The following is a 22,898-nucleotide window of genomic DNA, read 5'->3' as shown; positions in this document are numbered from 1 at the left end:
AGCAATAGGCATCAGTGAAAAGTTAAGATGTAAATTAACTGTTTTTGGCATGCTATATGCTATTATCTAAGAAAAATATTTCGTTTTAATCCCTAACGGAAAATAAAACGTATATAATTAAGTTAATAACGTTTTATTATATTTATATCGGCAGATAACAACAACATGAATAGATTTTTATTAGTACTGGTTCTGGTTTTAGCATTTAATTTATATTCGGTTAATGCACAAAATTTCAGTACACATCAGGTTAAAAAAGGCGAAACCATTGAAAGCATTTCCAAACGCTATTTTGTAACACCTTTCGATATTTATAGTTTAAATCCAGATGCTAAAAAAGGATTAACCCCAAATACGGTGTTAATTATCCCAATTTCCAAATCAAAAAAGCCAAAAGTAACTGTAGTTAAAGAACTGGAAGGCTTCAAGTCACATAAAACTAAGCGTAAAGAAACCTTATATAGTCTATCAAAAAAATATAACGTTTCAGAAGATGATATAAAAAAATATAATAAGTTTTTATATGCTAACCCTTTGCGTAAAGGTGATAGATTACAAATACCAAAATTTAAGATTTCTGAGGTTGTAGAAGACATAAACCCAACAAAAGAGTATACCGTAAAACCTAAAGAAGGCAAATGGCGTATTGCTTATAAATTTGGAATTACCGTAAAAGAATTAGAGGCGTTGAATCCAGAAATGACTGAGGTACTAAAAGCAGGTGAAATCATTAAAGTGCCAAACCTTGAAGAAGAAGATGTAAAGGAGGTTGACGAAAAATATAGTTATTATAAAGTATTACCCAAAGAAGGATTTTACCGTTTAAAACTGAAATTAGGATTAGAACAATCTCAACTAGAAGATTTAAATCCAGGGTTAAAGGAAAGTGGTTTAAAAGATGGGATGATTTTAAAAATACCATTTTCAAATTTAACCAATGGTGTTATTCAAGCAGATTCCGAGTATATTAATTTAGTAGATAGTATATCAGATTTCAAAACGAAGCATATTGCCATAATGTTACCTTTTAGAATTAATCGTGTAGATTTTGATTCTATTGCCGATACTAAAAGAAGTATTAAAAAAGACCCTTATTTAAGTGCCTCATTAGATTTTTATTCAGGTGTATTAATGGCCTTAGATTCTTTAAAAACTTTAGGTGTTTCTTTAAAAGTTGATGTTTACGATACGAAATATGAAGTGAGCGAGGTATCAAGAATAATTAAAGAAAATAATTTTGAACAAGTAGATGCCGTTATTGGTCCGCTAACACCAGCAAGTTTTCAAAAAGTAGCATCAGAATTAAGAGTTTATAATACACCAGTTATTTCGCCTATTGGAACCAATTTAAAATTGTATGATAATGTATTTCAGTCTAGACCATCAGATGATTTATTAAAAAGCAAAATACTAAGTTTTGTACGAGCGGATACTTTAAAGACTAACATCATTATTATATCCGATACAAAAACAGTAGCTGTTGCCAATGATATTAAGCAGGAATTTAATCAAGCAAAGCAAATATTCTCTAGGAAAAGTAAAAAAACTGGGGAAGATGAGTTTTTTGTTACAAAAGAAGACATTGAGGCAGCCTTAAAACCAGGAAGAAACATAGTGTTTTTAGAAACGAAAAATGAAGGGTTCGCATCTAATGTTACTAGTGTTTTAGCATCATTAATTCAAAAGGAAGATAAGGAATTAAAGGAAGAAGAAATCGAAATTGTATTGGTTACAACAAAGATGAATTCTGCATTTGAAGGCGACCAAATAAACAATACACATTTATCAAAATTGCAATTTCATTTTGCAACGACATCTAAAGAGTATAGCGAAAGCGACAATAATGCCTTTGTGAAAAAATATGATAAACTGTATAACATTACGCCAAACAAAAGAGCTGTTAGAGGTTTTGATTTAACTATGGATGTGGCATTACGTTTAGTATCATCCGAAGATTTGTATATGTCTGTTAAAAATGCGCCATTAACAGCATATGTTGAAAATAAATTTGCTTACAAGAAGAAGCTCTTTGGTGGATATTTTAATGATACTGCATATCTCGTTAAATTTGATGATTTAACTATTGTTGAAGTAAAACAATAAGCGTAAAAGCTAACCGTTTAATAAAAAAGAATGCTTTCCGTGTTTTGTGTTGGGGTTTCCATGAACCTATTGACAGACAGGTATAGTTAGGTCCAAGACATCCATTGTTTACAATAGTTTTTTAATTTCGTGATTAGAATTGTTCTAGTATTATGTTGTTTTTTAAGTGTTCAAAAAGATGAGCCTGTTTTACCTTGGAATGCATCTTATAAATTAGCTTGGACAGATTTTAAAGCCAAACCAAATGATAAAGTAAGTGCTGTGGCTATAACAGCTTCTGGAATTACTTTTGGGTATTCTATAACGAAAAAGGATAATGGTCAGGTAACCCGTTTTAAATCAGAAGTACATGCGCATTTCTATCCAGAACAATCCTGGTATAAAAAAGAACGTGCCAATAATCATATTTTAGGGCATGAACAATTACATTTTCATATTACCGAATTATATGCTCGTAAGTTTAGACAACGTGTAAGTCATTTAAAAGTATCAAATAACATCAGAAAGGAATTAAAAACAATTCATAATTCCATTAATAAAGAACTAGCCCAAATGCAAGATAATTATGATGATGAAACTAATTATTCAATACATGTTGAGTCTCAATTACAATGGAAAACTTATATAACTGGTGAACTTCAAAAATTATCAAAATTTAAATCGGTTGATTAATAATATGTTACCAGACAAACAATTCCTAATAGATTTAGCACATACTAAAATGCCATATGGTAAGTATAAAGACCGTTATTTAATTGATTTACCTGAATATTATATCGTTTGGTACAATAATAAAGGTTTTCCAAAAGGGAAATTAGGTAATATGCTTAAACAAGTTTACGAACTAAAGTTAAATGGTTTAGACAATATCATAAGGAATATTAAAAAACAGTATCCCAAAAAATAGAGTTACTATTTACTGAATAATACCAGCACAACTTACTCTAGCACCAGCAGCACCAGATGGTTGAGATGTTAAGTCATCTGCACCAGCATGCACAATAACACCTTTGCCAAGAATATCTTTGGTGTTGTCGCCACAGCCAATACACCATTCATCTGTAGTGAAAGAAATAGTGCCATTACCATTTTCATCAGCGGTAAAATTACCAATATCTCCTTTATGATAACCCGTTTCGGCACCCCATTTTCCATGAGGCGTGTTAGTAGGGTTCCAATGCCCACCAGCTGATTTCCCGTCAGGAGAAGAACAGTCAGATGATGCATGAATATGTATAGCGTGTTCGCCAGGTTCTAGACCACTAATAATGGCGGTCATACTAACTTCCCCATTTTCTTCTTTAAATATTACATTACCACTCACGTTACTATCACTTTTGGCTGTTAGCGGAACTTTAATCTTTTTAGGAGTAAGAACTGCAGTTTCTATGGTTTCAGTCTCTATAACTTTAACTTCTTTCTTTTCTTTTTTGCAAGATGTTATACTTAGGACTATGGCGAATATTAGAAAGCTTATTTTTTTCATTTTCGATTTTTTTTATTTATCCGAAAGTTAAGAGTTTAATAAATGAATTGCAAGAGTTAGCATGACATATATCATATTTTAAAAAGCAGCATTCCTCTAATTTTGAAATATAAAAGTTAGGTATGTCAAGTTTATTAGTAAATAAGTATAATATTTCTGGGCCTCGTTATACGAGTTACCCAACAGTTCCGTATTGGAATAATGAGACGTTTTCTTTAAAAAAATGGAAGGCTTCTTTAGTACAATCATTTAAAGAAAGCAATTCTAAAGAAGGTATTAGCCTGTATATCCATCTGCCTTTTTGTGAAAGTTTATGTACCTTTTGTGGATGCAATAAGCGTATTACAAAACAACACAGTGTAGAGCATCCATATATAAATGCAGTTTTAAAAGAATGGGACTTATATTTAGAATTGTTTGATGAAAAGCCCATTATTAAAGAATTACATCTTGGCGGGGGAACACCAACCTTTTTCAGTCCAGAAAATTTAAAACGGTTGATCAATGGGATTTTTAGGCATGCAAAACGTGCAGAAGATTACGAGTTTAGTTTTGAGGGGCATCCAAATAATACAACAAGAGCGCATTTACAAGCACTTTATGATGTCGGTTTTAGACGAGTGAGTTATGGTGTACAAGATTATAATGAAACCGTGCAAAAAGCCATTCATAGAATTCAACCTTTTGAGCATGTAAAACGTGCTACCGAGTTAGCAAGATCCATTGGATATACTTCGGTAGGTCACGATATTATTTTTGGTTTACCATTTCAAACTATAGACCATGTTAAAGAAACCATTTTAAAAACTAAAGCATTATTGCCTGACAGATTGGCTTTTTATAGTTATGCGCACGTACCTTGGATAAAAGGAAACGGGCAACGAGGATTCAATGATTCCGATTTACCATCAGCTGAACTAAAAAGAGCACAGTATGAGTTAGGAAAGGAATTATTAGCACAAGTTGGATACCATGAAATAGGAATGGACCATTTTGCACTTGCAACAGATTCACTTTACCAGTCTATGAAAAATGGTAATTTACATAGAAATTTTATGGGGTATACCGCTTCAAAAACCCAAGCAATGATTGGTCTAGGTGTGTCATCAATCAGTGATAGCTGGTATGCATTTGCTCAAAATGTAAAAGGTATTGAGAGTTACTATAATTTATTAAAAGATAACATATTACCAGTTTATAGAGGGCATGTTTTAAATGAAGAAGATTTAGTTATACGTAGACATATTTTAAATGTAATGTGTAGATTTAAAACATCATGGAACAGCAGTAGTTTGTGGTTCAATGAATTGCCAGATACTTTAATCCGATTGAAGGAAATGGAAAAAGATGGATTGCTTCAAATCGATTCTAATACCATTAAAGTGACCAAAAAAGGCCAACCATTTGTTAGGAATATATGTATGGCGTTTGATTTATTATTACAACGAAAAAGCCCAAATACGCAACTATTTTCTATGACCATTTAATGAAATAGACATTGTTATTCTAGTACAAACAGGAACTAAAATTTAGAATCATGAAAAAAATTATTGTACCCATAGATTTTTCTGAATATTCAGGATATGCCTTAAAAACAGCAGCAAAACTTGCTAAAAAGTACAATGCCGAGTTGTTGGTATTACACATGTTAGAAATGTCTGAAATTATGTTGTCAGCATCAGACGGACTTCAGAATCAAAAAGCTGCATTTTTTCTGCAATTGGCTGAGCAAAAATTTGAAAATTTTCTGAAGAAGGATTACCTGAATGGTGTAACCGTAACTCCCATTATTAAGCATTTTAAAGTGTTTAGCGAGGTTAATGATGTCGCATTAAAACACCAAGCAGATTTAATTGTCATGGGCTCTCATGGCACAAATGGCATTGCTGAATTTTTTGTTGGATCTAACACCGAACGTGTAGTTCGTCATTCAAACATTCCAGTGTTAGTGATAAAGAATGATATGCCAGATGTGAATTTTGATGTGGTTGCTTTTGCTTGCGATTTCTCAGAAGAAGCTATAACACCTTATCTGAATGCGGTAAAAATGTTCAATAAAATAGGCGCCAAGCTTTATTTAGTTCATGTAAATTTACCAAATGAAAAGTTTAAGAGTACTTTAGAAATAGAAAAAGGTGTTGTTAATTTTTTCTCAAAAGCGGAGCGTAATTTAGACAAAATGGAAGATGTACAGTACGTTTGTGATTATACTGTTGAGGATGGTGTTTTAAACTGTGCTAACAAAATTGGTGCAGACCTTATTATTGTGCCGACTCATGGTAGAAAAGGCTTATCGCATTTCTTTGTAGGTAGTATAGGCGAAGATGTGGCTAATCATTCTACATTGCCGGTAATGACTTTTAAGATTTAAAAATTCCTGTAAAAACAGGAATCCTTTAAATTTTATTAGCTTTAAAATAGATACACTCCAATTTCTTACGGGCTTGTTTACAAGTTGGATCTTTTAAATTGAAAGTTGCTTTTTTTTGAAGGTTGGTTTACGGTCTCGGCTATGGTTTCGTTGCGTGAAAATCCGCAAGGATTTTCCTATTAAGAAATCAAGATAGCAAAAGTGCGAGGATTTTCGAAAGAAAATCCGAAGCAATGAATTATAGCCATTGTTGTGGTTAGTGTTTATTTATTTACTCAATTTTAAAATTCTAAATGCTCCTTGAATTACCAAAGCAAAAACGATTGTTCCGATAATCAAATCAGGTTTGTTTGAACTTAACCAATTTACCAAAATTCCTGCGATTATTACTCCCAAATTGATAATCACGTCATTTGAAGTGAAAATCATGCTCGCTCTCATATGAGCCTCTTCTTTGCTTTTTGACTGTTGTAAAATGTAAAGGCAAATTCCGTTTGCAATAAGTGCAAAAATCGAAACGATAATCATTGTTGAAAAATCGGGAAGTTTCTCGTCTCCGAAAAATCTCCTTAAGACTTCCACAAATCCAATAATAGCAAGTGTTATTTGAAAATATCCAGCAAGTTTAGCAATCCGTTTTTTTCTTGTCAGAGTTGCGCCAACCGCAAAAAGACTGATTCCATAAACGAAACTGTCGGCAAGCATATCCAAACTGTCAGCAACCAATCCCATTGATTTTGAAATGAGTCCAGTAGTCATTTCAATGAGGAAAAATGCAAAGTTAATTCCAAGTACAGTCCAAAGTAGTTTTTTCTGGTTTGCGTTTTCAATAAATTCTGTTTGGTCGGTTTGTTCGGTCGAGATTTTCCTTCCGCCTAAATTCAGTTCTAGAACGGACTTTTCAATTTGGTCGATTTGTCCGCTGTGAAAAACAGTCAGTTTTCGGTTCGGAATGTCAAAGTCCAAATTCGCAATATTTGAGATTCCGTCCAATTTCATTCGGATTAGATTTTCCTCGGAAGGACAATCCATTTTGGTAATCTCAAATATCGTTTTGTTCATTCACTTTCTCGGTTTTGGGACATTAACCACAACGTTCTAGTATAAGAATAGTAGCGGATTTCACACACTAACTTTTCGGTTAAACACAGACCTTTTTTATATTTACTTACTTTTATTTTAGCGATAAAACCGCTATTATTTTTATACATTGTTGGGCACAGTACTTTTTTAGGAAGCCCATTTTAGAATGCTCTTATCAATATTTTCACTCCAAACATTTTCGTCTTCCATTTTTTGATTATTCAACCATTGTCTTTCTAACCAATTTTTGAGCTTTTCAGGGTTATTAAATTTGTTTTCAATTCCAGACTTGATAAATTCTATGAACTGGTCAATACTCAAAGGAATAATTTTAGTTTTTCCTCCATATAATTTAGTGTTAAATCTATTTAGGTTGAAATAATGTGCTAAAGTTCCTTCACTAATTTTCGGAGCGACAAATAAGCAGTACATTTCCTTATTTAAAAGTTCTTTTGCTTTTCCAAAATGTCTTGGTACAGATTCACTTTCCATTTTATATTGAGTGTTTCCACCTGACATTGTAACTTCTGTTATGATACCAAAATCTGTATATTCAGATTCAATATCAGGTTTTTGACCTGGAGCATAATTAAGTGGCATTCCATCAATATCCATAATAAAGTTACCATCAACTCTTTTCGCATAATTAAGCATAACTAATGCTCTCCAAACGTTCCATTCTAGGAATAAAGGAGCGTCAGGTACTTCTTTTTTCTTGATTTGTTCAAATACATCAAGAATATCTGGAAGTTCTTTATAGTCTTTTAATTCCTTTTTCTTTTCCTCTATGTTTTTAGACTTCACAGAAATTCTCAATCTGTCTAAAATATCTTTAAGTTCTTCGATTGAAATAGTTCTGTCAAATTCATAAAGTCCTAAATTCTCAATTTGTTTAATTAACAGTTCTTTGTTGTCTGATAGTAATTTAATTGAAAAGGGATTGAATAAATAATTTTTGAATTCAGAAGTATTTTTGAAAACCGAAGGTTTTCTATCTACTCCTTTTAAAATGTAGTTTACTTCTTCTACTTTTTGAGGAGAAATAATTAATCTAAAAGTTCTTTTTTGAAATGTAACTAATTCAGTAGCTCTAATATATCTGACAAATGCATCTGCATAGTCTTTCATATTTGCACGTTTCGTTTTTATAAATTTTTGCAATGAAGTATCTGAACTTTCTCTAGTTTTTAATTTTTTGTCCTGTACTTCTTGATGAAAAATTTCAAGTATTTCATTTTCAAAACATTCAGCTACATACATTTTACGACTGCCTTTATATGGTTTTGAATTTTTTTGAAAATCTTTAATTTTTGAAACTATCTTTTCAAAATCATTATAATTTGTCAATTGTGAAAAGAATAAAGCAATTTCTGTTTTTGAAATACTCCCAAGTACCTTGACTAATCTTAATAATTCAAGATAAGGCTTTACACTAAAATCTACAGTTTTAGATTTTGTGTGATATGGAGAAGGAAGTTGAAATTTTAGAAGTTGCCTTGTGAATGTTTCATCTAATCTTTTTTCGGCTAATAAAAGTTTACCAGCTTCTGTAAGTTTTACTGTTGGTTTTAAATCAACAAAACCTAAAGCCTTTGGAGCCCTTGTAATTCTATCTCTAGCTGCTAGAGCAGGATTTGAAGGAAAAGTGTCTCCTTCATAGTATTCTGAATCAAACAAAGTTTGGAAAAAATCAATCTGAACTTGGTCATTACCTGACCATTTTTGACCTTCAAAATTTTCGGATAAAATTTTAATTTCTGGAATTATTTTTTCAATTGTCCTTGGAGATGTGAATGCAAATAATGCTTTTGTTTTACTCAAATTTGCCATAACTACTCCCAGAAAATTTTGTCATCAACTGCCATTGATTTTGTTTGTATATTATCCTTTCCTGTTTCTAAAAATTCAGATATTCTTGAATTAGAAATTTCTATTGACTTGTCTGAAATATCACACCCAATATAATTGCAATTGTTTTTTATTGCAGCAATTGCAGAAGATGCACTCCCTAAAAAAGGGTCACAGACAGTAAAATTTTCTTCAGTACTAGCGTATAGCATAGCTTGAAAAACTTCTACTGGTTTTTGCGTTGGATATTTTGAACTGTGTATTCTTTTAAAACGCCAAACATCTGGAAATTTTCTATTTCTAATTTTTCGAGTATTTCCGTTTGTTGCAAAAACTATATACTCGTGTCGTCTTCTGAAATAATGTCCCATTCCAATATTGACTTTATCCCAAGTGATTAGATTTTTTACGTCAAAATGACTACGAACTACATTTCCTAAACTCAAAAGCGAATAGGAGTCAAACATAATATAAATATGTCCTGTTGATTTTTTTAAAACTCTGCTACATTCAGATAAAAACTCATTGTAGTTTTCTTCGCTATCTTCAAACTCTCCAAACCATTTTCCGTTTTCTTTTCCTTTATCTGCGTATTTACCAACTATTCGACCTTTTCCCAATTTTAGTTTGTCATTCATTCCTGAATATGCTGGGTCAGTAGCAATAACATCAACACTATTTGAAGGTAATTTTTTTAAAAAGGAAATTGCATCATCCTGATAAATTGATACTTTATTTTTATCTGAATTGAATTTAAAAGTAGCTTCTGATTTTTTTAATTTTTTTTCAATTCTATCTTCTGTATTCTCAATAAATGATAGGATTGTTTGAAAGTATTTTTTTGAAATTTCTTCATTAACAACAGGAATGTTTTGTTCAATTATATACTCTTTTAATCGGCTTTCTGTAATTCCGTATTGTTCTACTATTTCAGATGTTCTATACATTCAATATTCTTTTTCACAAATCTACAAAATTTGATTGGTTTATGGTGTTCGTTCGTATTGTGCCCAACAATTGTATAACAACACTTTCTATCCATAAAGTTGCTGTTATATCGCTTATAAATGCAATGTATTACTTTTCAACAAAGAATCCAAGGGGCTTATGACCGTTTTATTGTTCATTTATATAACTTTAGTGTATACCATGCGGTTAAATACCTAATGTATTTTGTTAGCAGACTTGATTTCTAAATTGAAAAGTTGTTTTGTTTATGGAGAGTTAGGTTTAATGTGGTTGTATATGGTTAGTTGTGTTGGTTAGCAACTAAATTATTAAAAGAAAACGAGCCAGAGGAGGATCGATAGGGTTTTCAGACTATACACAGAACAAGTAATTGACTATTCCCGTTTTTAGTTGTTAGCTTTTCAATTTTCAACGAATAAATAATAGAAAAAGAGTTACAATACCAATAAATAAAATTAAGTATAAAGATGTTTTTCGAAATACAGATTGAGGAATAAAAGCAAGTATTTTTTTACCTAAGAATGATCCTACTAATCCAATTATTATTAAAAAAGGAATATATTTTAGGTCATGTTTATGAATGTAACCGTTGTTATAGTAGACAAAAGTTCTAGAAAAATCTATGATAAAGTCTATAAAAGCAGAAGTTGCAATGAATACGCTTTTTTCTAAATTAAATGCAGACATAGTTAAGCCGCGAATCGCGCCTCCAGTACCAAGTAAGCCAGCTGAAAATCCTGATAGCGAACCACCAATTATCGCATTTTTGTTATGGGCAGAAAACACTATTTTACTTCTAATCAGAAAAAATAAACTCAATCCAACTAGAAATAGCCCTAAGCATATTTCTAAAAAATAAGTATCAAGTAATTTGGACGCGATACCTCCTATAATAACAAAAAGTATTGAAGGAATTCCAATGTAGATTAATAGTCTTTTATCTAGCCCTTTTTTAAATAAAAATATTTTACTCAAGTTGCTAGATAAATGAAAAATTGCTGTTAAACCAAGTACAGAGTAAAAGTCAAAGTAAAAATTACCTAAGGGGACAAAAAATACAGAGGAGCCAAAACCACCTATTGTGCCAATTATTTCTGCTACCAAAGCTAAGAGTAAAAACACATAATTGATATCTCTCATTTAGTTTATGGATTCAAGTTACAGCTTGCAACTAATGCAAAGATAAGTTCCATTTTAATGAACTTTATCGGTAGTTAAACAAAAGTAGCTGAAATTTTTTACAAAGTCAAGTTACAAACTAAATCGATTTTAAAATTTGTAGCCGAGTAACTCCAATGGTTATAAGTGATAATTGTTGTAATCCCGAGGATTTTTAAAAACTAGCAGGTAAAAATTTTCTAGTTGGCCTGAACTTCCGAAAGTGCTAAAACATTAAACAAATTGGCTTTAGTTTTAAAGAAACTGTTTTCTATTTCAATGGCCTTTAATTTAGCATCAATTAATTTTGATTCGCGCGAGTTTACTAAAAACAAAGAGCTTTCGCCTAAAAAGAATTTACGCTCTTCTGCGGATAGCATTTTAGAATAATCATCAACAATAGTATCCGTATAATCGTTTTGCAAAATGTATGAATCCAATTCTTGATTAATAGCATCAATCTTATTCTTAAGGCTCACTTTTGTATTTTGAATGTCGAATTTAGTGTCTTGTAACTTCAATTTTGCTAGTTTTAAGTCGCCACGTTCTTTTCTTAAAAACAAAGGAAAGCTTATGTTTACACCACTTTTATATGCCGACGTACTAAATGAGCGCGCCACTTCTGGAGTTTGCGACAAAAAATTGTATTGCAAATCGATTTGAGGTAATAAATTATTTAGTTTTAGTCGCTTTTCAATACTTAGACTTTTAAACTTATAATCTAAAGATTGTAGTTTTGGATGATTTTCAATACTGAAGGTTTCAATATCCATACCTGATGTATTTAAGGTTAAATCAATAGTATCAAAGGTATTCACATCTGGAATGATGCCTTCTTGAATTTCAATAGGTGTATTATCATTTAACCATAAATAATTGGATAATTCTAAAGACGATTTCACAAATTTGATTCTAGATTTTTCTAAATTTAAGCGCCTGTTATTTAATGCTATTCTGGCTTCTAAAGTATCAATGGCTGGTTTGTCGCCAACTTCATAACTCTTTTTTATACCATTAAAACGCACTTCTACATTGGTTAAGAAATCTTCGTAAACTCGCTTTTCGTTATAGGTTTTAAGCCACTTAAAATAAGTTACTGTGGCATCATACAAAATAGTGTTGATTAGCAACTGCCTATCAACTTGGGCTTGTTTTACATATAACCTTGCTTGTCTTAACATGGCCATACGCTTATTGGTCAATAACCCACGAGCAATAGGAACAGAAACGCCAGCGCTATACAAACCATCTTCAGGAAGAAAGGCTTGCGGATTTAAAAAATCACCTGTATTTTCTTCAAAGTTTCCTTTTAATTCAACACCAAACCAAGTTGGGATTTTAAAAGTAGCGTTAAGCCTGTCGTAATATTCCGTGTTCTTAAATTTCTTTCTGTCGTAATCTACTTCTATTTTTGGGTCAAAAGCACCACGCGCTTTCATGAGTTTCGCTTCACTATTATTGATAACCAAATTGGCTTGTTTTACGATGGGATGAAAGGACTTAACATAGCCTAAATATTCAGATAAGGACATTACCGAAGTACGGTCTTGTGCCGAAATTAAACTACTAAAACACAATATGATACTTAATAGGGTTACTCTCATTTTTTATCCTTTTTTTGAGGCTTTATTAGTGCCTTCAGGTTGATAATAGTTAGGAGGGAAACTGTTAATTTGTCGCCACAATTCAAACCAGATTGGCACATCTTCTAATAAAGCAATGGTCTTTGCACCAGAACCAACGCGTATAGCTTCTGGCCATTCGTGATCAGTCTCATCTGGTGCTAGCAATACTCTATATTTACCATTACTACTTATAAAACGTTCAATAGCTACAACTTCTGCACCGTAGGTTCCGTAGGACACATTTGGCCACCCACTAAATACTATGGCGGGCCAACCATCAAATTGTACACGTACTTTTTCGCCTTTATGTAGAAGCGGTAAATCTATAGGTCTTACAAATGTTTCAACGGCTAAATCATATTGTGCTGGCATAATACCAACCAATTCAGCTCCTTCCTTAAATGTAATACCTATTCCTCCGGTTAAAACCTTATTAATAAAGCCACTTTGAGGCGCAGTAACATACAATAGGCTATTACGTTTTTTATAATTACTATAAGCGTTTTCAAGTTTGGTAACTTGTGCTTGGGTATCAAACCCACTAGATTGAGCAGTATACATATCGCTTTGCGCTTTAGAAATTTTGTCAGCAAAGGCTGCATTGGTTCTCGACAATTCCAATCTAGCATTAATAACTTCATTCTGACTTGCTAAATATTTGTTTTCTTGAGAAATGAATTTTGCTTGGGTTTCTTGAAGCTTCAATCGTTTTTCTTCAACATCCTTTACGGCTTTTAAACCTTCTTCTTGCAAGGTTTTAATACGGTTAAATTGTGTTTCTGCAATTTTTAAATTCGTTTTAGAAGCTTCTAAATCAATACTATCGCTTTTTACTTTTAATTGCGATTGTATAAGTTTGTTTTTAGTTTGTTCTAGCTTTAATTTTTGTTCATTCTGCAATGCAGAAACTTGCCTGTTTAAGGCGTTAACTTTACCTTTATATGAGTTTACTGAAGATGATTTTGCTTGAATTTGAGCATTGGTTCTTTCTACTAACTGATCATCAAAATAGTCACTTTTCACCTCAGAAATTCTTAAAATGGTATCACCAGCCTTTACATAATTGCCTTCTTGTACAAACCATTCTTCTATGCGTCCGGGAATTTGAGACTGAATAGTTTGTGGTCTTTGATTTGGCTTTAAAGTTGTTACAATACCTTGCCCTGTTATATTTTGAGTCCATGGTAAAAATAACATGATAAACATAATGATAGCAGCGGCTAATAAAAATCGGTTAAAGTATTTGTAATACTTTACATTCATAATATTTTTTCCGGACTTGTAATTGGACAAGTCTATTTTTTTATTCAATTGGTTATGGGATATATTGAGCATAACTTAATTGTTTTTAGATTTGATTTGACCTTTTTCTAAAGTGATAATTTCTGTACATTTATCTGCCCAGACACTACTAAAACTAACTACAATGAGTGACCAAGGCCTGTCTTTGTGAGATAGATAATCTACAATAGCTTTCGTTTCCTTTCTATTAAAACGATCTAAAGCATCTTCAAGAATAAGTACTTTTGGAGATTTTAAAATAGCGCGTGCTAAAACAATTTTTTTAGATAATGAGTATGACATTTGCCTGCCATCTGGATAAAGCACGGTGTTTAAGCCTTCAGGTTGCTCTTTAATAAAAAATTTAAGCCCAACAATATCTAATACTTCATGAATTTTTTCATCTGAAATATTTGAATTACCAAAGGTTAAGTTATCTTTTATAGTACCTTCAAATGGGTTTTCGTCCGATAATGAAAGCCCTAATTGCGATCTGTAAAAGTTTAAGTGCAAGCTATGGATAGACATGTCGTTAACGTAAACATGACCGCTACTTGGTTGAATGACTCCAGCTATTAACCGAAGTAAAGTCGATTTTCCAGAACCACTTTCACCTTTAATCAATATTCTACTTTTTGGATTTACTTTTAATGAGATATCTCTTAAAATATGTTTATCTCTATTATCAACTTCATAAGCCACATTTTCTAATTCAATTTGAATGCCCTTACTAAACTGAGGTGTTTCTCCATTTTGATTTTCTAAATCTTTATCTACAATTTGCCCAATTTTTTCTAGTGAAGTTAAGGTGTCGTAAAACGATTCTAAACCTAAGATTAGTTTTTCAACTGAAGCAATTACCAAGATTATAATAATTTCTGCAGCAACAAACTGACCAATGTTCATTTCTTGATTTAAAACTAAAGCACCACCAATTAATAATAAACTTGCGGTTACAACAACCTTAAAACTTATCATTTGGATAAATTGTAACATTAAAATTTTAAAATGACTTTCTCTGGCTTTGAGATAGTCATTTACCAAATCGTCATTTTTATTCACACCTAAATTTGTACTTCCTGAGAGTTTGAAACTTATAACAGAGCGTGCTATTTCTTGAATCCAATGTGCGACTTTGTACTTGTTTTTAGATTCTTTTAAACTCGTTTCTAGCCCTTTAACTGCTGTAAATTTAAAAACTACAAAAATGAGTATTAATAGTAATAGTCCAAAAATAATGAAGAACGGATGGTAAAACGATAGTAGAATTAAAGCAAATAAAATCTGCAAGACTGCCGTTGGGACATCAATTAAAATTTTAGATAGACTTTTTTGAATGGTCAAGGTATCAAAAAAGCGATTTGCTAATTCTGGTGGATAATAATTACGTAACTCAGACATTTTTATTTTAGGAAAGCGATATGCTAACTCAAAAGATGACCTTGTGAATATACGTTGTTGTATAGTTTCTATAATTCTTAGTTGCATCAGTTGTAATGCTCCAGAAAAAGCAACACCTAATGTTACTATAACGACTAAGACAACCCAAGAGGTTGAAATTTGTGCGCCTTGAATTAAATTAATGATGGCCTGAATACCTAGTGGTAATGATAATGCTACAATACCAGCAAAAATGGCATAGTAAAAAATTTGTAGAATATCTCTTTTTTCCAATTGAAGTAAGCCTACTAAGCGTTGCCAAGGGGTCATTTGTTTGTCGTTCATAACTAAGATTTCAAAGTGTTTAGGGCTAAGTTTTTCATAAAATTAGTTGGAGTTATACCATCTGTGCAATCTGTAATAGATGTAAAGTGGTCTTTTAAAAAATGTTGGTGTAAACTCCCCTCTAGAATTGTGCTTGCTAGACTCGAAGGAAAGTTGTAATCTGGTTTTAATGCAATAATCATATCTCGTAAACGATGTACAATCCGCTTGTATATAACAAAATAACCATCTTTATTTTCTTGATCTACTTCTTTGGTAAGGAATGATTTTGAATTTTCATTGACCATAATTTTATTTAAAACAATCTCGTTAATATGTGAGAATTTTGAATCTTTTTGTATGGATCTAGTAACAATTTCGATAGCCTTTTCAAGTTTATCGGATGGGTTTAAACTATGGGTTTCAAACACCAATTGATACTCTATCCATGCCCAATACCAAGACGATAAATAAAGAAGTAATTTATGCTTGCTTTCAAAATAGCGATAAATAGAACTTTCATTGGAGCCAATTAGAGTTCCTAGTTTTTTAAATGTAAAGCTATCAAAACCAATCTCGTCTATTAAGATGATGCTATGTTCAATAATACGTTTTCCTAAATCAGAAGATTCTGGGTCTTTTACATATATTTTCTCTGGTACCGCAATCTTTAAGTTTGAAAGTAACGACTCCATGATTAATAATTTTAATTGCAAATATAATAGTAATACTATTATATTTGAAAATAAAGCTATTATTTTTATTGATATACAATCAATAAATACTATGATAACAAGTAAGAGGTTGCGTAACTATTTGAATTTGAATGAATAATCTAGTGGCAATCCACACTGTTTGAAATCAAATCATAAACAGGAGCAGGAGAGATATAAGGAATTCCTAAGCCTAAACCTCGAAGAATAAACAATGCGCCAATTATAATAATAAAAATAGGAATGGCTTTTTGAATTTTTTGTCTAGCGGTGCCTTTTAAAAAGTGACTGAAATAAATAGTAGTGGTCATCAGTGGAATCGTTCCAATGCCAAAAGCTACCATATATAAACTCCCATTTATAGCATTTCCACTAGCAATAGCAGCAAACAAAGCCATATAAACCAGACCACAAGGTAAAAAGCCATTTAAGAAGCCAATGGTTATAAAGGTGTCCAATGTTTTTTTCTTCATAGCAATGCCTAAAGTCGATTTTACTTTTGAAATAATTTTATAAAGAGGTTTTGAAAGGTTGTATTTGTTAAATGTTTTTTGAGGAATTAGAACCACCAAAATCATTAAAACCCCAATAATAATTGAAAGTTGCTGCTGAATTCCAAAGATGTAAAGGCTCTTTCCTAACAGGCCAAATACAAGTCCAATAATACTATAAGCTAGTAATCTGCCAAAATGATAAATAGCAATTTGCGATACTTTTTTAACAGAATTTGTTTGGTCTACAGGCAACATAAAAGCTATGGGTCCACACATGCCTATACAGTGAAAACTTCCTAATAGCCCTAATATAAATACCGAGAATAGCATGCTAATACGTTATAGATTCTTTAAATAAATAATTATTTCCGTTATATTGCCAATCAACAGAAATGTTCCAACGACCATCTACCAAACGATTGTCAGGTATGAGCAAATTATGATTAGACAATGAAATAGCAGTTTCAAAGTCTAGTTGTTTGTTAGATGGTCTATATAGGAACACTTTTCCTGTAATTTTTTTGTAATCTATAGTTTTAGGAAACGTAATTTTTAAGCCCTTACTTGTTCTTAAATATGAAATGTTTTCCTCTAGCTCTTTGGCTTTTTCAAGCTTATCAATATCGTTTTGATATTGTAGCTCGGCACCATAATAATTTTCAGTAACCAATTCGTGTTCAAACCTATCGTCCACACACATGGTGATAATAAAATACATTATAAAGCTTATAAAGCCTATAAAGGCTAATACAATTCCAGTTCCCCAACTAATTTTCATAATTCAATAATTTTAATTTCCAACTTTAAACGGCTATTAACCAACAGTTATTTAAAACTTCTAGGCCCTAAAAAATTAGCTGTTGTTGTTTCAACTAATTTATCGTCTGAAAAAACACCAATCTTAATTTTATTTCTATCACCAGTTAATGCTGAATTATTTATCTCAATAAATAACGTCCCTTCAGCAATCCCTTGATTGGGAACTACAAAATAATCATGCGTAGCTACCAATTTAAGTTCACCTTTGTGCGACATCAATTTAAAACTCACGTTCTCAATATCTTTTGATGTTTTATTAATCAATTTATAGGTAAATACATTACTAATAATGTTATTTTCTTTATGCTCATAAAGCTGACCTGGAAGTCTTAAAACATTAGCTTCTATATCGTTCCTTAAAAAAAGCATGCCTATTAACAATCCAACCAAAATGGTTAAAACGGCTATATAGCCTTTCATTCTAGCTGTTATTTTAAAAGGTGCTTTTTTTTCAATATTTTCTTCGCTCGCATATCTAATTAACCCTTTTGGGAGGTTAATGCTTTCCATAATGTGGTCGCATTCATCAATACAAGCCGTGCAGTTTACACATTCTAATTGTGTACCATTTCTAATATCGATTCCTGTTGGACATACATTCACACATTGCATGCAATCAATACAATCACCATGGCCTAAAGCGTTTCGGTCTTCATTTTTTCTGAATTTCTTTCTGCCATTTTCAGCTTCACCGCGTTTATGGTCGTAAGCCACAACAATCGATTTGGTGTCCAATAAAACACCTTGTAGTCTTCCGTAGGGGCAAGCAATAATGCATACCTGTTCTCTAAACCAAGCAAACACAAAATAAAATACTGCCGTAAAAATAAGTAGCGAAATAAGCGTGTTTAAATGGCTAAATGGCCCATCAGTTATATATTGGATAAGTGCATCACCTCCTATTAAATAGGCTAAAAACACATTGGCGATTACAAAAGAAATAATCAGAAAAATAATTAGTTTTAGCCCTTTTTTTTTGATTTTTTCTGCATTCCATGGTTGTTTTGATAAGCGTATTTGTTTGCCTCTATCGCCTTCTATCCAATATTCAATACGTCTAAAAACCATTTCCATAAAAATGGTTTGCGGGCAAATCCATCCACAGAAAATGCGCCCAAAAGAGACTGTAAATAAAGCAATAAACACCACACCAATTAGCATTGAAATAACAAACAAATGAAAATCTTGTGGCCAAAACGGAAATCCGAAAATATTAAAACGACGTTCTAATATATTGAACATTAAAAATTGATTCCCATTAATTTTTACAAATGGTGAAAGTAATAAAAAAGCCAATAACCCATAACTAACTAGCTTTCGGTTTCTGTAAAATCTACCACTAGGTTTTTTAGGAAATATCCAAGCACGTTTACCTTCCTCAGTAATCGTTCCAATGGAATCTCTAAATGTTTCGTTTTCTGGGGTTTCCAAAGTGCTTAATTTTTGACCTGTCAGATCTATACTGAAACAAGTTTAGTATATGAAACTTGACAGGTCTGTGTAATATATACTTAGCTTAGTTAATTACTGTTTCTAATGAATCTGATGCGATTTCTGGAGGTGTTTCAATTTCCACATTCTCATCAATCCAAATATCGCCTTCAGCTGCTTTTGGGTTGGCAGGTGTCGTTCCTTGAAACGTTAATACGTAACTAGAAACTTGAGCCATTTCCAAAGGCTTAAGCTGAGTTTTCCATGCGATCATACCTTTTCCTGAACGTCCACCTTCAGATACAGTTGTAAACACGCTCTTAATATTGCCGCCTAAAATCCAGTGCTTATCTGTTAAATTTGGACCGATGCCACCACCACCATCTGCCATGTGACATGCCACACAATTGGTTTGGAATATGGTTTTCCCAGCTGCTAAATCCGCTGCTTCCGTAAGTTGCGTTACGGTATTAGCATCGACTAAATTTTTTGCTGTTTTTTTGTATTGTTCTATAGCTACTCTAGCTTCTGCTAATTCAGTTTCTAATTCATCAATTTGATTATCGCCATTAAATACATGGTATTTAGCTAAGTAAACAAATGCGAAAATTATTGAAATATAAAAGGCATACAACCACCATGGTGGTAAATTGTTATCTAACTCCTTAATACCATCGTAATTATGGTCTAAAATAATCTCGCCTTCTTCTTCAATGGGTTTTGAACCTAAAAGTTTCTTGTAAGTTTCTTTTAACCAAGTGAACTTATAAGCGGATTCTTTTTCAGCTAAAAAGCGTGCTTTGGCGTCGCCATCTAATTTATGAAGCATAACATTTTCTAGCGCACCAATAATAGCTTCAATAGCTATAAGAATTAAAAGCACTAAAAGAAGAAATAGCATAACTGCTGGGTATTCTATAAATGCAGGCTTTTCTCCAGAATCTATAAAAAATTCTACGGCTCCGAAAATGATAAAGAATACTACTGGAACTCGAATCCAAGATGGAATTAATTTTCGCATGATATATCGTTGTTTTGGTTGTCTAAAGGCAGGTTGCTTACGGTTTTTATATAGTCTTTTTTAGCGGTAATAACCCACCAAAATAATAGCACAAAAAAAGTAAAGAAGATAAGTAGAGAAATCATAGGGTAAACCTCGATTCCTGTAATACTCTCCATATGGTTTTTTACAAATTTCAACATGGTTTTAAATAGTTTTGATGGTTATTGTTGTTGTTCAGGTTTTACCTTAATATCAGTTCCTAATCGTTGTAAATAGGCTATAAGTGCAACAATTTCCCTATTTTTCATTTCTATAAATGCTTCGCCGTTATCAGAAGCATATTTTTTATCCGCTTCATAGGTTTTAGCAAAGTCTGGGTCGTTATGTAGGTTTTCTTCAATTTGTGCACCTTGTTCTAACATGCTTTGTTGCGCATTGGCAATGTCTTCATCAGTATAAGGAACACCTAATGTAACCATAGCTTCCATTTTTGCTTCGGTCATCGACTTGTCTAACTCACTGCTTTTTCCTGTAATTAGCCAGGGATAACGCGGCATAATAGAACCAGATGAGGTACTTTGGGGGTCATACATATGGTTAAAGTGCCAGTTATCTGAATATTTTTGCCCTAGTCTATGTAAATCAGGCCCTGTACGTTTACTTCCCCAAAGGAATGGGTGATCGTAAACAAACTCTCCAGCTTTTGAGTATTCGCCATAGCGTTCCACTTCATGTCTAAAGGGTCTTATCATTTGCGAATGACAACCCACACAACCTTCACGAATATAAATATCTCGACCTTCTAATTCTAAAGGTGTATATGGCTTTACACTAGATATAGTTGGAATATTAGATTTAACCATGATTGTTGGTACAATTTGAATGATACCACCAATTAAAATAGCAACTGTAGCTAATAAGGTTAATTGAATTGGTCTACGCTCTAACCAGGTGTGCCAACCCTCACTAGATGTTCGCTTTTTAGTAACACGTTCTAAAGCAGGTGCTTCAGCTAATTCATCAGTAACGCTACTACCTTGTTTAACTGTCATTATAACATTATAAACTAAGATGAACATACCAACAATGTAAAGTGTACCACCAATAGCACGCATCCAGTACATCGGGATAATTTCAGTAACAGTTTCTAAAAAGTTACCATAAACTAAAGTGCCATCTGGATTAAATTGTTGCCACATAGAATATTGTGTAAATCCAGCAACATACATAGGTAAGGCATAGATAATAATACCTAAAGTGCCTAACCAAAAATGTAGATTGGATAAGGCTAGCGAGTACATTTTTGTTTTAAACAAACGCGGAATGAGGTAATAAATAATACCAAAAGCCATAAAGCCGTTCCATGCCAAAGCACCAACGTGCACATGTGCAATAATCCAATCGGTAAAGTGAGCTACAGCATTTACACTTTTTAATGATAGTGTTGGACCTTCAAACGTAGCCATACCATAACCAGTAATAGCTACGACCATGAATTTTAAAACAGGATCGGTTCGTACTTTATCCCAAGCGCCACGTAAGGTTAACAATCCGTTTATCATACCACCCCAAGATGGCATCAATAGCATTACTGAGAATGCAACCCCTAAGTTTTGTGCCCATTCTGGTAAAGCGGTATATAATAAGTGATGCGGTCCAGCCCAAATATAAATGAATATCAACGACCAGAAATGCACAATAGATAATCTATAGGAATACACAGGTCTGTTAGCAGCTTTCGGAACAAAATAATACATCAACCCTAAAAAAGGTGTTGTTAAAAAGAAGGCCACGGCATTGTGTCCATACCACCATTGCACCAAAGCATCTTGCACGCCTGCATACACGGAGTAACTTTTTAAAGCACTAACAGGTAATTCTAAACTATTAAAAATATGAAGTACAGCAACGGTAACGAATGTGGCAATGTAAAACCAAATAGCAACATATAAATGGCGTTGTCTACGTTTTAAAATGGTCCAAATCATATTCACCCCAAAAACCACCCAAATAAGTGCAATGGCAATGTCAATGGGCCATTCTAATTCAGCGTACTCTTTAGATGTCGTATAGCCTAATGGGAGTGAAATTGCCGCAGATACAATAATAAGTTGCCAACCCCAAAAGTTAATATTACTTAAAAGGTCGCTTGCCATACGGGCTTTTAATAAGCGCTGAAGCGAATAATAAATACCGGCAAACATAGCATTCCCCACAAATGCAAAAATAACGGCATTGGTGTGTAAAGGTCTTAAACGACCAAAACTTAACCACGAAATACCGTCGGTAAGATTTGGGAATAGAAACATAAAAGCAAGAAGTAGACCTACTGCCATTCCTACAACGCCAAAAATTATTGTAGCATAGAGGAATTTTGTAACGATTTTGTTATCGTAATGAAACTGTTGCATCTCCATAATTAAAATATTAATCTTTTTTGGTTAGTATTGTTTTTTTTGGTTTTTCTTTAATCAGTTCGTCTTCAAATAACATACGTACAGAAGGGGTATAACTATCGTCAAACTGTCCTTTTTTTACAGCAATAATAAAGGCTATAAAAAAACCAACAGCAACAATAATACTTATAGTTAATAAAATATATATAACACTCATACCTACTTGAAGTTATGGTTCAAAAGTACTTTTATACTTATTTTTAAAAGATGACATTTGTCATATTTCATTGTTTTATTTTATTTTTTGGGCGTTACCACAAGGGTCGGGCTTTCCGTTCCAAGTCCTCGTTCGTCCCGATAGCTATCAGGACTCGCTGTGGGCTTTCCTCTGCAATCCCTAACGCATCCATCCGT

At 32.6% G+C, this 22,898-nt stretch carries 21 protein-coding genes; 5 read left to right on the top strand and 16 right to left on the bottom strand.

Annotation, left to right across the window (positions count from 1 at the left end; all coding sequences use genetic code 11):
• Positions 1–165: 165 nt before the first annotated feature.
• The 3 genes from ABD941_RS02360 to ABD941_RS02350 all read left to right on the top strand — a co-directional run bounded on the left by ABD941_RS02360 (position 166) and on the right by ABD941_RS02350 (position 3,010).
• On the top strand, positions 166–2,103 hold the full coding sequence (locus tag ABD941_RS02360) for a PBP1 and LysM peptidoglycan-binding domain-containing protein (RefSeq protein ID WP_345272390.1): 1,938 nt from the start codon (positions 166–168) through the stop codon (positions 2,101–2,103).
• A gap of 129 nt (positions 2,104–2,232) precedes the next feature.
• On the top strand, positions 2,233–2,775 hold the full coding sequence (locus tag ABD941_RS02355; protein WP_345272389.1) for a DUF922 domain-containing protein: 543 nt from the start codon (positions 2,233–2,235) through the stop codon (positions 2,773–2,775).
• Between the two features lie 4 nt (positions 2,776–2,779).
• Complete coding sequence (locus ABD941_RS02350; protein WP_345272387.1) at positions 2,780–3,010, top strand: DUF3820 family protein; 231 nt, start codon at positions 2,780–2,782, stop codon at positions 3,008–3,010.
• A 9-nt stretch (positions 3,011–3,019) separates the two neighbouring features.
• Here ABD941_RS02350 and ABD941_RS02345 read toward each other — a convergent pair whose 3' ends face one another.
• Entirely contained in the window at positions 3,020–3,589 is a 570-nt protein-coding gene (locus ABD941_RS02345; protein ID WP_345272386.1) for a superoxide dismutase family protein, read from the bottom strand.
• Positions 3,590–3,711: 122 nt separating this feature from the next.
• On the opposite strand from ABD941_RS02345, the gene hemN reads away from it, so the two are divergent.
• Both hemN and ABD941_RS02335 read left to right on the top strand, forming a co-directional pair.
• Positions 3,712–5,076 carry an oxygen-independent coproporphyrinogen III oxidase gene (hemN, locus tag ABD941_RS02340; RefSeq protein WP_345272385.1) on the top strand — a complete coding sequence of 455 codons (1,365 nt, stop codon included), beginning with the start codon at positions 3,712–3,714 and terminating at the stop codon, positions 5,074–5,076.
• Between the two features lie 50 nt (positions 5,077–5,126).
• Positions 5,127–5,960 carry a universal stress protein gene (locus ABD941_RS02335; RefSeq protein ID WP_345272383.1) on the top strand — a complete coding sequence of 278 codons (834 nt, stop codon included), beginning with the start codon at positions 5,127–5,129 and terminating at the stop codon, positions 5,958–5,960.
• 267 nt (positions 5,961–6,227) lie between these two features.
• Here ABD941_RS02335 and ABD941_RS02330 read toward each other — a convergent pair whose 3' ends face one another.
• The 15 genes from ABD941_RS02330 to ccoS form a co-directional block, all read right to left on the bottom strand.
• Entirely contained in the window at positions 6,228–7,022 is a 795-nt protein-coding gene (locus ABD941_RS02330) for a cation efflux transmembrane domain-containing protein (RefSeq protein ID WP_345272382.1), read from the bottom strand.
• 168 nt (positions 7,023–7,190) lie between these two features.
• Complete coding sequence (locus ABD941_RS02325; protein WP_345272381.1) at positions 7,191–8,864, bottom strand: AlwI family type II restriction endonuclease; 1,674 nt, start codon at positions 8,862–8,864, stop codon at positions 7,191–7,193.
• A gap of 11 nt (positions 8,865–8,875) precedes the next feature.
• On the bottom strand, positions 8,876–9,838 hold the full coding sequence (locus tag ABD941_RS02320; protein WP_345272379.1) for a DNA-methyltransferase: 963 nt from the start codon (positions 9,836–9,838) through the stop codon (positions 8,876–8,878).
• Positions 9,839–10,268: 430 nt separating this feature from the next.
• Positions 10,269–11,000 carry a sulfite exporter TauE/SafE family protein gene (locus tag ABD941_RS02315; RefSeq protein ID WP_345272378.1) on the bottom strand — a complete coding sequence of 244 codons (732 nt, stop codon included), beginning with the start codon at positions 10,998–11,000 and terminating at the stop codon, positions 10,269–10,271.
• Between the two features lie 218 nt (positions 11,001–11,218).
• Positions 11,219–12,622, bottom strand: a complete 1,404-nt coding sequence (locus ABD941_RS02310; RefSeq protein ID WP_345272376.1) for a TolC family protein — start codon at positions 12,620–12,622, stop codon at positions 11,219–11,221.
• A 3-nt stretch (positions 12,623–12,625) separates the two neighbouring features.
• Complete coding sequence (locus tag ABD941_RS02305; RefSeq protein WP_345272375.1) at positions 12,626–13,978, bottom strand: HlyD family secretion protein; 1,353 nt, start codon at positions 13,976–13,978, stop codon at positions 12,626–12,628.
• Positions 13,979–13,981: 3 nt separating this feature from the next.
• The gene (locus ABD941_RS02300) at positions 13,982–15,649 is read right to left on the bottom strand and encodes a peptidase domain-containing ABC transporter (RefSeq protein WP_345272374.1); all 1,668 of its coding nucleotides are present in this window, start codon (positions 15,647–15,649) and stop codon (positions 13,982–13,984) included.
• Between the two features lie 2 nt (positions 15,650–15,651).
• Entirely contained in the window at positions 15,652–16,323 is a 672-nt protein-coding gene (locus ABD941_RS02295) for a TetR/AcrR family transcriptional regulator (protein WP_345272373.1), read from the bottom strand.
• Positions 16,324–16,463: 140 nt separating this feature from the next.
• Positions 16,464–17,165 carry a sulfite exporter TauE/SafE family protein gene (locus ABD941_RS02290; RefSeq protein WP_345272372.1) on the bottom strand — a complete coding sequence of 234 codons (702 nt, stop codon included), beginning with the start codon at positions 17,163–17,165 and terminating at the stop codon, positions 16,464–16,466.
• A gap of 1 nt (position 17,166) precedes the next feature.
• A complete protein-coding gene (locus ABD941_RS02285) occupies positions 17,167–17,613 on the bottom strand; it encodes a FixH family protein (RefSeq protein ID WP_345272371.1) in 447 nt (148 codons plus the stop codon).
• 47 nt (positions 17,614–17,660) lie between these two features.
• The gene (gene ccoG / locus ABD941_RS02280; RefSeq protein WP_345272369.1) at positions 17,661–19,085 is read right to left on the bottom strand and encodes a cytochrome c oxidase accessory protein CcoG; all 1,425 of its coding nucleotides are present in this window, start codon (positions 19,083–19,085) and stop codon (positions 17,661–17,663) included.
• An 85-nt stretch (positions 19,086–19,170) separates the two neighbouring features.
• Complete coding sequence (locus tag ABD941_RS02275; RefSeq protein ID WP_345272368.1) at positions 19,171–20,106, bottom strand: cbb3-type cytochrome c oxidase N-terminal domain-containing protein; 936 nt, start codon at positions 20,104–20,106, stop codon at positions 19,171–19,173.
• On the bottom strand, positions 20,094–20,288 hold the full coding sequence (locus tag ABD941_RS02270) for a CcoQ/FixQ family Cbb3-type cytochrome c oxidase assembly chaperone (RefSeq protein WP_345272367.1): 195 nt from the start codon (positions 20,286–20,288) through the stop codon (positions 20,094–20,096). Before ABD941_RS02270 ends, ABD941_RS02275 begins: the two co-directional genes overlap by 13 nt.
• 21 nt (positions 20,289–20,309) lie before the next feature.
• Positions 20,310–22,505 carry a cytochrome-c oxidase, cbb3-type subunit I gene (gene ccoN / locus ABD941_RS02265; RefSeq protein ID WP_345272365.1) on the bottom strand — a complete coding sequence of 732 codons (2,196 nt, stop codon included), beginning with the start codon at positions 22,503–22,505 and terminating at the stop codon, positions 20,310–20,312.
• A gap of 10 nt (positions 22,506–22,515) precedes the next feature.
• Positions 22,516–22,701, bottom strand: coding sequence for a cbb3-type cytochrome oxidase assembly protein CcoS (gene ccoS, locus ABD941_RS02260; protein WP_345272364.1), 186 nt, complete (start codon positions 22,699–22,701; stop codon positions 22,516–22,518).
• Positions 22,702–22,898 lie beyond the last annotated feature (197 nt).

It is taken from the genome of Flaviramulus aquimarinus (genome assembly GCF_039543205.1).
In the GTDB taxonomy this organism is placed as follows: domain Bacteria; phylum Bacteroidota; class Bacteroidia; order Flavobacteriales; family Flavobacteriaceae; genus Flaviramulus_B; species Flaviramulus_B aquimarinus.
This window is presented reverse-complemented; position numbering and strand designations above follow the sequence as displayed.

What these genes read in the sequence shown, in the direction of transcription:
- ABD941_RS02360 (WP_345272390.1), top strand. Translation starts at nt 166, where the DNA reads ATGAATAGATTTTTATTAGTACTGGTTCTGGTTTTAGCATTTAATTTA.
- ABD941_RS02350 (WP_345272387.1), top strand. Translation starts at nt 2,780, where the DNA reads ATGTTACCAGACAAACAATTCCTAATAGATTTAGCACATACTAAAATG.
- ABD941_RS02345 (WP_345272386.1), bottom strand. Translation starts at nt 3,589, where the DNA reads ATGAAAAAAATAAGCTTTCTAATATTCGCCATAGTCCTAAGTATAACA.
- hemN (WP_345272385.1), top strand. Translation starts at nt 3,712, where the DNA reads ATGTCAAGTTTATTAGTAAATAAGTATAATATTTCTGGGCCTCGTTAT.
- ABD941_RS02335 (WP_345272383.1), top strand. Translation starts at nt 5,127, where the DNA reads ATGAAAAAAATTATTGTACCCATAGATTTTTCTGAATATTCAGGATAT.
- ABD941_RS02330 (WP_345272382.1), bottom strand. Translation starts at nt 7,022, where the DNA reads ATGAACAAAACGATATTTGAGATTACCAAAATGGATTGTCCTTCCGAG.
- ABD941_RS02320 (WP_345272379.1), bottom strand. Translation starts at nt 9,838, where the DNA reads ATGTATAGAACATCTGAAATAGTAGAACAATACGGAATTACAGAAAGC.
- ABD941_RS02315 (WP_345272378.1), bottom strand. Translation starts at nt 11,000, where the DNA reads ATGAGAGATATCAATTATGTGTTTTTACTCTTAGCTTTGGTAGCAGAA.
- ABD941_RS02310 (WP_345272376.1), bottom strand. Translation starts at nt 12,622, where the DNA reads ATGAGAGTAACCCTATTAAGTATCATATTGTGTTTTAGTAGTTTAATT.
- ABD941_RS02305 (WP_345272375.1), bottom strand. Translation starts at nt 13,978, where the DNA reads ATGCTCAATATATCCCATAACCAATTGAATAAAAAAATAGACTTGTCC.
- ABD941_RS02300 (WP_345272374.1), bottom strand. Translation starts at nt 15,649, where the DNA reads ATGAACGACAAACAAATGACCCCTTGGCAACGCTTAGTAGGCTTACTT.
- ABD941_RS02295 (WP_345272373.1), bottom strand. Translation starts at nt 16,323, where the DNA reads ATGGAGTCGTTACTTTCAAACTTAAAGATTGCGGTACCAGAGAAAATA.
- ABD941_RS02290 (WP_345272372.1), bottom strand. Translation starts at nt 17,165, where the DNA reads ATGCTATTCTCGGTATTTATATTAGGGCTATTAGGAAGTTTTCACTGT.
- ABD941_RS02285 (WP_345272371.1), bottom strand. Translation starts at nt 17,613, where the DNA reads ATGAAAATTAGTTGGGGAACTGGAATTGTATTAGCCTTTATAGGCTTT.
- ABD941_RS02275 (WP_345272368.1), bottom strand. Translation starts at nt 20,106, where the DNA reads ATGCGAAAATTAATTCCATCTTGGATTCGAGTTCCAGTAGTATTCTTT.
- ABD941_RS02270 (WP_345272367.1), bottom strand. Translation starts at nt 20,288, where the DNA reads ATGTTGAAATTTGTAAAAAACCATATGGAGAGTATTACAGGAATCGAG.
- ccoN (WP_345272365.1), bottom strand. Translation starts at nt 22,505, where the DNA reads ATGGAGATGCAACAGTTTCATTACGATAACAAAATCGTTACAAAATTC.
- ccoS (WP_345272364.1), bottom strand. Translation starts at nt 22,701, where the DNA reads ATGAGTGTTATATATATTTTATTAACTATAAGTATTATTGTTGCTGTT.